Origin of the sequence: Parapedobacter flavus (assembly GCF_035818675.1) — a bacterium.
Taxonomy (GTDB): Bacteria; Bacteroidota; Bacteroidia; order Sphingobacteriales; family Sphingobacteriaceae; genus Parapedobacter; species Parapedobacter flavus.
The window spans coordinates 62,102-75,063 of sequence record NZ_JAYKZZ010000015.1 but is presented as its reverse complement, the minus strand read 5'-3'; the positions used below and the strand labels follow the sequence as shown (position 1 = coordinate 75,063).

General features: G+C 52.9%; 8 protein-coding genes. All 8 read right to left on the bottom strand.

The features are described 5' to 3' along the window. Positions 1 to 5: 5 nt before the first annotated feature. The 8 genes from eboC to U9S71_RS12545 all read right to left on the bottom strand — a co-directional run bounded on the left by eboC (position 6) and on the right by U9S71_RS12545 (position 12,867). Complete coding sequence (gene eboC, locus U9S71_RS12580) at positions 6 to 893, bottom strand: UbiA-like protein EboC (protein WP_326327856.1); 888 nt, start codon at positions 891 to 893, stop codon at positions 6 to 8. A 6-nt stretch (positions 894 to 899) separates the two neighbouring features. Continuing rightward, positions 900 to 1,880 carry a TatD family hydrolase gene (locus U9S71_RS12575; protein ID WP_326327855.1) on the bottom strand — a complete coding sequence of 327 codons (981 nt, stop codon included), beginning with the start codon at positions 1,878 to 1,880 and terminating at the stop codon, positions 900 to 902. Further along, the gene (locus U9S71_RS12570) at positions 1,880 to 2,722 is read right to left on the bottom strand and encodes an EboA domain-containing protein (RefSeq protein WP_326327854.1); all 843 of its coding nucleotides are present in this window, start codon (positions 2,720 to 2,722) and stop codon (positions 1,880 to 1,882) included. Before U9S71_RS12570 ends, U9S71_RS12575 begins: the two co-directional genes overlap by 1 nt. 117 nt (positions 2,723 to 2,839) lie before the next feature. Then, a complete protein-coding gene (locus U9S71_RS12565; RefSeq protein WP_326327853.1) occupies positions 2,840 to 6,310 on the bottom strand; it encodes a PVC-type heme-binding CxxCH protein in 3,471 nt (1,156 codons plus the stop codon). Then, a complete protein-coding gene (locus tag U9S71_RS12560; protein ID WP_326327852.1) occupies positions 6,307 to 7,545 on the bottom strand; it encodes a GDSL-type esterase/lipase family protein in 1,239 nt (412 codons plus the stop codon). Before U9S71_RS12560 ends, U9S71_RS12565 begins: the two co-directional genes overlap by 4 nt. 55 nt (positions 7,546 to 7,600) lie before the next feature. After that, positions 7,601 to 8,773, bottom strand: coding sequence for an FG-GAP repeat domain-containing protein (locus U9S71_RS12555; RefSeq protein WP_326327851.1), 1,173 nt, complete (start codon positions 8,771 to 8,773; stop codon positions 7,601 to 7,603). Positions 8,774 to 8,813: 40 nt separating this feature from the next. Beyond that, positions 8,814 to 11,540 (bottom strand): family 78 glycoside hydrolase catalytic domain, encoded by a 2,727-nt coding sequence (locus tag U9S71_RS12550; RefSeq protein WP_326327850.1) that lies wholly within the window; start codon positions 11,538 to 11,540, stop codon positions 8,814 to 8,816. 178 nt (positions 11,541 to 11,718) lie between these two features. Then, positions 11,719 to 12,867, bottom strand: coding sequence for a glycoside hydrolase family 5 protein (locus U9S71_RS12545; protein ID WP_326327849.1), 1,149 nt, complete (start codon positions 12,865 to 12,867; stop codon positions 11,719 to 11,721). Positions 12,868 to 12,962 lie beyond the last annotated feature (95 nt).

The following is a 12,962-nucleotide window of genomic DNA, read 5'->3' as shown; positions in this document are numbered from 1 at the left end:
ACAAATTAAGTAACGGCAAACCGCTTTGCCAACCAAATGGACAGCGGGAACAACAACAGGGTAACCAGCGTAAGCCCCCACATACCCGCGGCCGCTGTCCAAGCGGCGTTCATAAAAATCAGTCCGATCACGCCGTGTTTGACGGATTTACGCACATCACCTGCCTGAAGCGTCCGGATGGCCTTGACCAACGGCGGGAACACAAACGCCACAAACGGCAACACCATCCCAACAGCCCATACGCCGCTTTGGTAGTGCAGACCGAAAGCCACGATACAGGCTACAACAATGCCATATAATAAGGCGGACAAATACAGGGGCGCCCGCTGTCCGCCATGGACTTCCCCCCGACTGATGGTGGTGACTGCCGCAATATAGACAACAGGCACGAATGCGATAAACCAAACCCGGTCTAATGCCACCACCGAATAACTCATGCCCAGTGCCAAATTGAGACCGCGGCACAGCCCCATGACCAACGGACCGGCAATAGCGTGGTGTTTTGCCCATTTATCATAAAGCAAACACATCACCACGATGGAAAGGGCAACCATGGCGGCCACCACACCCACAACGCCGGCGGCTACCACACCGATGAGGAAGAGCGCCATGGCCAGTTTGGTGGCCCCGCCTACGGAGACCTTCCCACTCGGAATGGGCCGCTCAGGCCGTTCGCGCGCGTCGAGATCGGCATCAAACACATCGTTGAAAACCACGCCTCCCCCATACAGGCCTATGGTGGCAATGATCAGTGCCACCAACACCGGCCAATCGAGCGTCGATCCCTCCGGGACAAACAACAGGGCGATAGCGGTACCTGCACACACATCGGAAATCGCCGTAACGATGTTTGCCGGCCGCATCAATTGCAGGTACGGTTTCAAGCCTGCCATCCCGCGCTAGGATATAATGATAGACCCTGCATCCCGGCGCGGCTGCTGCCCGCCGCGTAACACCGAATTGCCCTCGAATTTCTGCGCTTGGTCGATTTGGACCTTTTCGGAAAACATCCCTTCGTCCAACTGACCGCTTTGGCCGAATGCGGCTATCGCGTTTTTAAAACACACCTGTTCGATGGCTTCCCGGCTTATCCCACTCTTCACCATCAGGGCTGCGGTTTTGGGTACCGCCAACGGATCGCTGATTCCCCAATCGGCTGCGGAGTTGACCATGATGCGCTCCGGACCGTATTCCTTAACGATCTGCACCATGCGCTCATTGCCCATTTTGGTAAATGGATAGATGGTAAACGCAGCCCAGAACCCTTTGTCGAGCACCTCCTTCACGGTTTCTTCCGTGTTGTGGTCAATGATGACCATTTTAGGGTCGAGGCCATGCTCAAGGGCAATATCCATGCTGCGGGAGGTGCCACGGGTTTTGTCGCGATGGGGCGTGTGCACCTGCACCGGCAGTCCAGCTTCCTTGGCCAGCTCCAGCTGTAAGCGATAATACTTTTCTTCCGCGGCCGTCTGGTCATCAAAACCAATCTCTCCGATACCGACAACGCCTTCCTTATAGATGTAAAAAGGCAGGAGTTCCATCACCTCTTCGGCTAGCGCTTCGTTATTGGCCTCGCGCGAATTCAAGCCGATGGTACAGAAATGACGGATACCAAACTGCGACGACCGGAATCGCTCCCAGCCAATCAGGCTGCTATAATAATCGCGGAAGGTATCGATACCGGTACGCGGCTGACCAACCCAGAATGCCGGCTCAATCAACCCGACAATCCCCGCATCGGCCATGGCCTGGTAATCGTCGGTAGTCCGCGAAACCATATGGATATGCGGATCGAAAAACTTGAATCCCTTGACTAAATCCAGATCCAACGCCACGCGCTGTCCCATAGACGCGCGATCCTGCTCATGATAGCTACACATTACTGATTTATCTCTTTAGTTTCTCCTGTATCACTTTCCCACGTTTCCCAAAGCGTGCCGCGGTATTCCGAAAACGAATCGGGAACGTCATTTTCCTTCAGGTATTGCAACGCAGGGCCATATCCGCTGTGGGTAAACGCATATACGATAGCCTGCTGTTCGAGGGGTGCATGGCTTTCCGTCACGATACGTTCCATCAGCTCAAAGGCTCGATCATCCATGAAAGGTCCCACGAGTATCCACAGCATCGGATTGATTTCACGTTGCGCCGCGTGGCGCTCGTACGCGTAGTCGGTCAATGCTTGCGCCAACCGTAAATTGTTACGCGGTTTCAGTCCGATGATATGCGGGATATCTTCGTCGGTAAAAAACGCTTTAAGCACCAACTGGTTCCACGCTTCTTCATCCAAGAACCGGGCCGGATATGGATTGTTCACCATGACGGCATGCCGCACCGGACCGATATTGCTCCGGATGCCTTCTTTGCAGCGAAGCAGCCAGGCTTCTGGGTAGTGAAAAACCTGTAACGCCGAATAGAGGGCAACCAATTCCTCCATGTCGCCGTATTTAAACAACCGCTCGATCAGCTGCACATACTCGGCTTCTTCGTGCTTGGGAAGATGCGTTAACACCCAAACCCTTGCCAATCTAACGATTGTGCTATCCGATTTGAGTTGCCTGGGCAACGAGGTGAATACCCGGGCAACCAGGCTCGGATTCGGGTCGATAGCAAGATTTTCGACCTGAGACAACAATCCTTGCCACGCCGGTGCCTGCAAGTGCGACTTCAATGCGCGCCCGATGGCGTCACCGATGGTAACCTCGCTTGTATTTACGTCCACAGTATCTCCCTTTCAGTGAAAAAATGGTGCAATCCACAAAATTACGAATTTTACGCGCTTCGTCAAATGTGGATGTTCCTTCGTTTGTCACAAAACCGTTGGAGCGTGCGGAATCGGCTACTTTATCACCAGCCGTGCTTGAGCATTTCCGTCATCCGTGAGCTGCACCCGCAGCGTTCCTTCTTTGCGGAGATTCCGGTCTATCGCGAATGTAAACTGGTGCACCCCCTGCGCGAGCGAAGTGGTAAGCTTGTTTTCTTCGATTGCGACAGCTTTTGCTCCGGCCCAGCTGGCAACGCCATTTGCATCGTCGAAGCTCAGCGTGATGTCGCCCGGCGTAAGCACTTCGAGGCGGAACTTCACAAAGCTATAACGCTTATCGTCGCCGGTTTCGACGAGCGGCAATTCTTCAATGGGAAGCGCCCCTGAAACCGTACTGTAATGGGCCTTACCTTCGGGTATATCTTCTTCGGCAATCGCTTCTATTCCTTTTTCTTTGATTCTTGCCACGATGTCATCGTTGGCCGGTACGGTTTCCCACCGTCTTGCAAATCGCGCTGTCGGCACCCTGAAGTCACCGGCGGTACCGAGTTTTGAAAGGTAACTGACCAAGTCGACGAACTCCTGCTCATCCAGGCTCGCGGCCAAGCCCGGCGGCATGAGCGAACCCGGCACTTTTTCCCTTACCTGTACGTTGTCTTTCGGAATAGCAACCTCATTACCGGCAAAGTCCCTGATCGTAATCTCGCCGGGCTTGTCGGCAATCAGGTAGCCGATTACCTCCGTCCCATCTTTGCGGGTCACCCGTTGCATCTCATACCCCTCTTTAATCGATTCCGTCGGAAAGATAATGGATTTGATAATCGTTTCGGCTGGCGAGCTCGTTCCCAAACTACTCAAGTCGGGACCTGTCAGTCCACCGGCGCCACCGATGGCATGGCACGACAGGCAAGTGAGTTCGGGTCTGCGGAAGACAAGCTCCCCGCGGACGGGGTTACCGCTTTTCTGAACATCAGAGGCGAGTTGTTTAATCTGCTCATCATCGAGGTCCAGCGACATCCGTTCAACCGGCAGTACACCGCCCGATGCTTCCAGCCCTTGAATCAGTAATTTGACATCGTCGGCTTCTCTACGGCTACCCGGAATGGCACTCTGCAGGTGCTGGCGTGCCGCCAGGGCCACGGCCTCAGGGATGCGTGTGTCTACTAGCACTTCGCCCAGAACCTGGGTACGCCCCCCATCGCCGATAAACGCATCGAACACTTCCTTAGCCTGATCCGGGGTGTCCAAATCATCCAACAACCCTACGCCGATCCTAGCGGCGTCAGCGGCATTGAGGTGCGCCAGCTGTGCAACGGCAATCAACCGAAGGTCCAATGGCTGCTTTCCGTTGGTCAGCTGCTTCAAATGGGCTTGGGCCGATCTCGGGTTTATGGCTGCCAACGCCGCCATAGCAGTCTTCGCATACTTACGATTTTCGTGCTTCAGGTGTTTGGTAATCGGCGGTTCAAGTGCGCCTACTTTTAACGCGCCCGCTACTTTCATTGCGGCGATGGCCGAAGCTTCATCAGTACCCATAATGATGGCTTGGAGACGACCGAGTTGGCGGTCCGCTCTTACCTGCCTGTTTTTCGCCGCATTTTCGACGGTGCCAAGCTCTTCTGCAACGTCCTTTTTTTCAGCAAACCAGCCTACCGCCACATCGAGAATATCATTCAGGTCTTGCACTTGTCCGCGTGCGGCTATTGCCGCCAGCGCATCGGTCTTATATTGCTGGGGAACTTGGCCTTCTTTATAAATATGCGTTAATAGGGTAATGGCATCCGCACTGGCGGCCGACTTTAACGCGTATGTCGTTTTCGCAGGATTCCCGAAGAACTCCGGATCGTTTTTCAGGCTGCTCATCCATTGCGATTCAAGCTGACGCATGGTTTGCCACAACGCAAAATCGAGGAATTCATCCATCGACTGGTCCAGCACATCAAGCGCTACGTTGGCCGCGGCAGCGTCGCCCAGTTCCCTGAGTGCGATAACCGCTTCAAGGCGCACCTGTGGGTGTGGATCCTTCACGGCTTTCTGCAAGATGGCCTCTAGGTGCTCAACGCGACTATGCCAAAGCTGGAGCGCACGTAGGGCAGCAGCCCTCACTTCGTGGCTTTCTGCCGCCAAGAGGCTTCGCAAAAGTGTGTCGTTGTAGGTATCAATCGATTGGAATACCCACAGACCTTCGAGCTTCAGTCTTTCGTAGTCCTCACTTTCTTTATCAAGCTCATCAATCCATTGCTGCAGCGGCACCGCCACCGCTTCGGCTCCCTGTTCTTTCAGGAGTCGCCGGGCTTGATCACGTGTCCACGCTTCGGGTGCTTCCAATGCTTCCAACAGTTCGTCGACCGAGGCACCTACCAATTTCGGCTTCTTTACTAATCGGCTTTTTTTAGCCGTTATGCGCCAGATTCGCCCGTGTTCTTTATCTCGCCGCGGGTCGTGGAAGTCGACCTCGCCATGCTGGATAATCGGGTTGTACCAATCGGCGATGTAAATCGCACCATCGGGGCCAATGGAGACATCTACCGGGCGGAACGCGACGTGATCGGTCCACAGCAGGTCGGCCATCTGCTTGGAGGCGTATCCGCTCCCCTGTTCTTCTAATTCGAAGCGGTTGACACGGTTGGCCCGAAAATCATTGGTGATCAGGCTGCCTTGCATGGAATCGGGCAAGTGCCGTCCAGATACGATGTCCAATCCGGAATGCTTCGGCTGCCCCGGGTTCAGTCCGCGAAGTATTTTTTCGGCACCGGGGGACGAAACAAACGTTGCTCCGGGAAATGCATAATTGATCCCTTCGCCACCCGCCCCGTCGGTGAGGAACGATTGACCGTATTGATCAAAGCGTAGCCCCCACGGGTTCACAAGCCCCTTGGCGTAAACATCCAGTTCGAGTGTATGAGGCTGGAGTTTCCATACCCCGCCCCCTTCAAGCCGCCTGATTCCCCAGGGGGTTTCCACGTGGCTGTAGATATAAATGGACTGGTTGAAATACAGCCGCCCCTCGGGTCCCCAGCGGAACGTGTGGATTAAATGGTGGGTATCGCCCGTGCCGAAACCGCTGACAATCGTCTTTCGGGTGTCTGCTTTACCGTCGCCATCCGTGTCTGACAGGTGCAGGATTTCCGTCGCATTGGCCACGTAAACTCCGCCATCGCCGGGGAGGATTCCGGTTGGCTGAACGAGACCCTCAGCAAAAACGGTGGATTTATCGGCAACACCATCTCCATCGGTATCTTCCAGGATAAACACTTTATCATTGGCTTCCTCTCCGGTTTTGGAGAGCGGGTACGCCGTGCTGGTGATGACCCACAAGCGCCCCTGAGCATCCCAGTTCATCTGGATAGGCTTTGCAACAAGCGGCTCCGCCGCGAATAGCGTCACTTCAAACCCTTCCGCAACCTCGAACGATGCGAGTTCGTTTCTGGGGTCATCTTCAGGATATTCCTCGGGCTCGTCCGGCTGGGTTGAACAAGCACTGATTAGCAACAATGGCGCAACGAATAGGCCGCGGAAGGCCGATAACATACGTATCAATTTCATCTGTTTGTCTTGTTCAATTGGCTAAGTTCATACGTTTTGATCACCGGTTTACGGTGCAGGTTGATTTGTCCTTCTAGCCACGCAATGATAAGGTCTAGATCTTCGAGGCCTTGTTTGTGCCGGCCCTGTTCGTACGACCTAAACCCTAAGATATACGTCCTGTTCAAGGGGCGGTACTGCTCAAAGAACAGTTCGTTTTTCTTAACGATGTAGCCACCGATTTCTGCGGCCTGTTCCTGCGATATGCCATGGTCCAACACCATGCCTGTTGCCCAGTCGGCAGCCGATGCGGTAACCAACTGCCGGCCCTCCTCCGTCAAGGTGTAGTACCCATCCGCCAGCCCGTTTATCTGAACGGACACTGATGCCTGTACAACCGGTTTACCCGAATCAGGTACGGGGAGCGGAAGCACAGGCTCTTCGATGCTGAATACGACGTGATCACCGTCGCTTGAAATGATTTTCGCGGGTCCGGAGGCCGTGGCAGTCGATTTAGCGGTATTCACGGTTACTTTTGATGCTCTCGGAGGCCACCCGAAGGATTGTTCAATGACTTGCGCCAAGAAATAATACCCCGCGTCATTCAGGTGGATACCGTTGTCAAGATAGATATCGTCTGTATTTCCCGCTAGGGGCGTATAAAGGTCGATGTATCTTTTTTTGCGTTTCGCTGCCATTGACGAAATCGCATCGGCATACAGCTTGAGATTTTCGTTTTGAGTAATCGTATTTTCCGAACTACCTGCGTGCTTTACCGGAATCGTTGACAGGAGGATCGTCTGTGCACCCAGCGCATCGACAGAATCGATTAGCACCCCGAGGCCGTTAACGAATGCATCAAGCCCCGCTTCTCCCTTTTGGGATTCCACACCGCCATACGCAATCAGTACGCGATCGGGGTGTGTGCTTCTGATCTGCTGGAACAATTGCTGATAGGGAGTTGGGGGCGATGTAAACGTGCTCCGCGCTTCCGCGAAGACGTTGTCGCCAGTCCAGCCGAGGTTACGGAATGTGAGGTCCTTATCGGGCCAACGGCTGGAAATCGCATACTCAAGGTATCCATTTTTTAGTTCATTCTCAAAAAGCGACCCGCCGAGAAAAAGGATTCGCTCACCTTGTTTGAACTCCAGTGCATCATCGGAGCCCAATCGTTGAGCGGGGAGCTCCAAGCAGGTACCAGCCAGCAGCGTACCCATTATTCCACTGGCAAACAAAAGCAACTTTATTTTTAACATTCTTAGATTAATTAGCGATGTGTAATCAGACGATTGGTGATTGGACGTAAACTCTTTATTGGATTCCTTCGTTGAAGAATACCCAAAGGCCATCTTTTCCGGCCACGACAATATCTTTTCTACCCGTACCCCTAAGGTCGGCTACTTGCATATATATGCCCGTGCCTTTACCAACACCGGCAGGGCCATATGCGATGTTATTCTTCGTGAATGACTGGCCATCCCAGGTAAAATAATACAAACCAACGTCGTCATTTGCCCCTGGGTCTCCGCCGTTATGTGCCCGGTAACGTTTGCCCGTAATCAGTTCGGGTTTACCGTCGCCTGTAATATCGGTCCACACCAGTTCGTGGTATTGTGAGGCGGTGTCGTCGATGAGATGCTTTTTAAACGAACGCTTCCCTTTCCCATCTACCTGCTGTTCGTACCAATAGATACCGTAACCGTGTCCATTACCTGCAATCAGGTCGCTCTTGCCATCTCCGTTGAGGTCGGCTACGATGATTGGAATACTCGCATGCGGCCCCAGGTCAAAATCGGGATGAAACACCCATTGGTGGTTTCCCTTATTTTCTACCCAACCATTGGTCACGACAAAATCGCCCTTTCCGTCGCCGTTGATATCGCCATAGCCCAGGCCGTGACTTTTATAATCTCCCACCTCGTAACGGACAAATTTGCCGGGACCTTCCAACTTAAAATAATGGAGCGGCGCATTGGGCGTGTTCGGCACAATTTCAACCTGACCATCATTATCGAGATCCCATGCCCTCACGGTTTCTACGTTACCTACCTTTGCAATAATGTGGGCTGGCCATTCACCGTCAGCTCCCACGTTCTCGTGCCAACGCAACTCCTCACCGAACCAACCGCCGGTGATGAAATCCATACGGCCGTCTTGGTTGACATCCAACGGAATGGTCGCGAAATCATCGAAGTATTCGCCGAAGGCTTTCTGCTGCCCCAGCCGGTGGCGCTTGCGGAAGATGGTACTGACGTCGGCATCGTTGAGATAGTAAAAATCGCCCGAAACAAGGTCTGGCTTACCATCGTTATTCACGTCTAGCACACCGACGGTTTCGAAACTTTCGGCGGCGACGAAATAGGGGGCGAACGTAATCTTCCCCTGTTGCGCTTTTAAAAAAGTGACGGTGCTCCCAGCGAGAAAGACAGCCAATACAAAGGTTCGGATAAATAGTCTGCGGGTATCGTTTAAAGATTCAAACATGTTGTTATAAATAAATATTATGACGTATCAACAAGATTAGTTATGGTGCTATTTGCTTCAGTTGGTATGTACCGGGCAATACTTTATACTGCAACAAACCGTTTTGTTCGGTCGGCTTCTCGATGCTTGGATACGCTGAGATATCTACGGCTTCGTCGGTTGCCAGTTGTAGCCACGCTACACTGTTGGGCGGCACCGTCATTTCTAATGCTAACTGACCACCCCTACGCGACCAATTCGACCTGATCGTACCCACGGGCGATTCAAACGACGCATTCGCCCACTTCACCTCCGTTGCACCGGGCAATGCCGGACGGATGATAAACTGTTTGAACCCCGGGTGTTCCGGATCGCGCTTAATGCCAGCGACACCATCAATATACCACGCCCCCGGGTAAAGGTACGAACTATGCAGCAGCGAGTGTCCCGGCAGATCCTTCTCCCACATCTCCCAGAGGGTGGTTGCGTCATTGGCTTTCATATACCCCCAGCTGGGATAGGTAGTTTGCGACACCATGCTATAAATCAAGTCGTCCCGACCTTCATTGCGGAGCAGCTTAAAAAGCAGTGCTCCACCCGTAATGCCGGCATGGATATGGCCATCCCTTACGTCAAGAATTTCCTTCTCCAGGCGTTGCATCACCTCGCTACGAAGTGATGCAGGGGGAATATCAGCCAACAGGGCCGCAGCGAGGTTGGCCATAGACCCATCGGCATAGCTATGATCTGCCGCATTGAAAAAGCGGGCATGCACCGCTTTTGCCGACGCTTCAGCTTGTGCCTCCCACTCGGATGCTTCGGCTCCATGGCCGGTAACCCGCGCAATTTTTGCCGCCGTACGCAAGTTGAACACGTAATAGGCATTATTCAAGCAAAGTGTTTCCGGTTTATCGTTGTTCATGCCTTCGGCCGTCGCGTTAGGCCAAAGCCAGTCGCCCAGAAAATCCCATTGACCGCCAAATCGTTGCAACAAATTATCTTTTGTGTGTGATTTTAGGAACGCTAACCAACCTTGAATGAGCTCGAAATTATTCTCCAGCACAAGCTTGTCGCCGTAATGCTGATACATGAACCATGGCAGCGTAACCACGATCCCACCCCAAGCAGGGCCACCGCCGCCCCAATATGTCGGAGCAGTATGGGGAAGCACCCCATTATGGAAGAGCCGACCGCTGGTTACCGCTTTGCGGGCATAGTTGGTGTCGAGCATATTTCCCACCATGGGCTCCGTGCCTTGCACGTCGCGCCAGTCTTGCATCCATTTCGTATAAAAAGCACCCAAATGGTAATTGAACATGCCGGTTTCGCTCGTTGCATGGGCATCGCCCCCGTACCCCATGCGCTCGCGCTGCGGGCAGTCGACGATGAAACCACCGAGCGACAAGTTCTCAAATGTCCACCGCACCCGGTCATATATCCAGTTCTGCAACGTATCCGACGATTCAAACTGTGCGGCATTTTCATAATCCGTCCGGACCATCCACCCCCGTATATCATTGATATCTGGCGCCTCATCCAATCCCTGTATAGTGATCCACCGTCCCGAGCTGTAGTTGAAACGGTTGCGGAATGTGCCCTTGCCCGTAGCACCGATTACATACGCACTATGCAGGTTGAACGTCATATCGTCCTGTTCCCGCTCGGAATACTGGAAACGGATGGTATCGCCTTCTTGTCCCTTCACTTCTACCTCGGTCCACCCGGCAAAATTGACCCCCATATCTACCCGAAAAGAGCCATCGGCCCGTTCTTCGATGCTTACTGGCGTAATTTCATCAAATAGACGGTTGCCCGCTACCAGCTGGGGCGAAAGCGTCAGGTTAGGCGTGTATTCGGTGGCTGGTCTCCAGGTGGTTTCGTCACAGGTTACTTTGTTCCAGTCGGCGATTTCTTTCCGGGCATCCCATATTTCGCCGCCCATGTTTCTGAAATCCCACTTTCCCAGCAGCCGATTGGGGCTGGGGTGCGTTTTCCATGACGAGTCAGTAATCATCCTTATCAAGGGCTGCGCGTTATCCGCTGGCGAGACATCCTCGTATACCTCCATTTGTGCACTCACGATTGGGGTAAGCGGCCGATCCTCATGAAGGATATATCCCGGAAAAATCGACCACGACGTTCCCAGCCAAAGGGCAATCACATTGGTGCCGCGCTTGAGTTTATCAGCGATATCATAGGCGACGTACCGGGCCCGTTTGGTATGGTCTGTCACTGCGGGAGCCAGCACCTCGTCCCCGATGCGTTCACCGTTTACATACAATTCATGATAGCCCACGGAAGCCACGAATATCGTCGCTTTCCCCGGCTTCTTACGAAGTTCCACTGTTTTCCTGAACCAGGGGTCGGTGATGTTGTTCTCACTCGCCGCGCGATCATATAATTCGCCGCTGCCAATCCATTCCGCTGTCCATTCACTCGCATTGAACAGTCCGGTTGTCCAATAGGCCGGATTGCTCCACGCAGACACCCTACCCTGTTCGTCCTTCACCTGTACTTTCCAATGGTAAGTGCGGTCAGATCTTAGCTCCTTCCCATGGTATGTGATGTGTTGTGTTTCGTCCGACTTTACCCAGCCGCTATCCCACACATCGCCGTGTTCTTTGGTCAATAATCGAGCTGTAGATGACACCAACACGCGGTATGCTGTCTGGCGTTGTGCAAAGTCTCCTTTATCCGTTGCTTCCAGCACCCAGCTTAGCCGTGGCGATTGGATGGTGATCCCTACCGAGTTGTCAAGGTATTCGCTCCGAAGGTTTATCGGGAGCATTGAGCTCCGTGGTTTAACCAAGGCCGCCTCGGACGAAAGAGAGCCCGAAAGGACCAGTAAAAACAGTAACAGGATTTTTCTCATTATTTGCAGAAGATCATCAAAATTGGTAAGGTGGTAAAGATAATGGGAAAAGGCAAACTTACCATCCTGCCCCGTTATGGAGGATAGGCACATACTAGACAAACTTCGTCAATAGATTTAGCATTTTCCGGTCGAGCTTTTGCCCATACCAATCTTCATACTCCACGTCTTTCCGATCGGAATTGAGGATACCAAAAGTCCCGTCAAATTCCCAAAGCGCAAATCCAATTCCGTGTTCCGTCAATATGGAAAACATATCGTCCATCCAGGCTAAGGCAACTTGATGCGGGGTCTCCTTCCATGCGCCGCACTCGCCGCAATGTACGCCCCCGCACTGGTTCACCAAATCGATCCAGGAGGCAAAATGCTGCCTAAGCCAAGCTTTGTCTTGCAACACCCCATTTTCTTCGCTAGGCCAAGTGACCGCTGGTAAGTCCTCTGGATGTTGGAACACCCAGGGAGCTTTGTAATGGGAGACCAAGCCGGGCGCATAGCCTCTGCAACTTTGGGCAACGTCCAAATGGGCTATATTATCAATGACCTCGGTACCTATGTTATTCCCATCCGCGATGACCAAATGTGTTGGGTTGGCCATCCGTATGGCATCAACACCTTTGACAATCAGATTCCGGTATACATCTTTGGGCACCGCACTGCGGCGCGAAAACTGGTCGTTCATATCCTCGCGGAAACAGGGTTCGTTCAGCAAATCAAAACTGATCTCTTTGCGGGTCTTATTCCTAAGCAACTTGGCCCAATACGTCCAATGGAAGGTAAACGCCTCCATGGCCTCCGGATCGGTCCAGAGGTTGTAGGGTTCTTCGAAGCCCGCATTGATGCAAAATCCAGGCGCCCGATGTAAATTGAGGCTCACATGCAGGCCTTGCTTATTGGCATGTTCCACCAATTCCATTACCTCCTGTACCCGCTTATCATCGATACGGTATACCTCTTCCTTATTGATCGGCCGGGTCCGGTCGAAATCCATATAATACGGGTATGCCATGGGCACACGAACAAAATCGAAACCCCATCCGGCCATCCAACGGAAATGTTCGGGTGTAGTGTGCTGTCGCCTCAACCGGGGATCCGGATGGAAGAAATCCAGCACATTAAATCCTTTCCACCGGGGGAGCGCGTTGGTAGACTTTGCGGCCAACAATTCCCCTGCCCGCATCGAGGGCAACCCCATCAACCCCAAGGCCAGCGCCCCGGTATGTTTGATCATTTTCCGTCTTTCCATTTATTTTTTGGTTAGTTAATCCACCCGGTTCCTAATTGACTGACTCAATTGCCAACTGACTTCATCCGTTAATGCCGCGTAAGCCATACCAATCT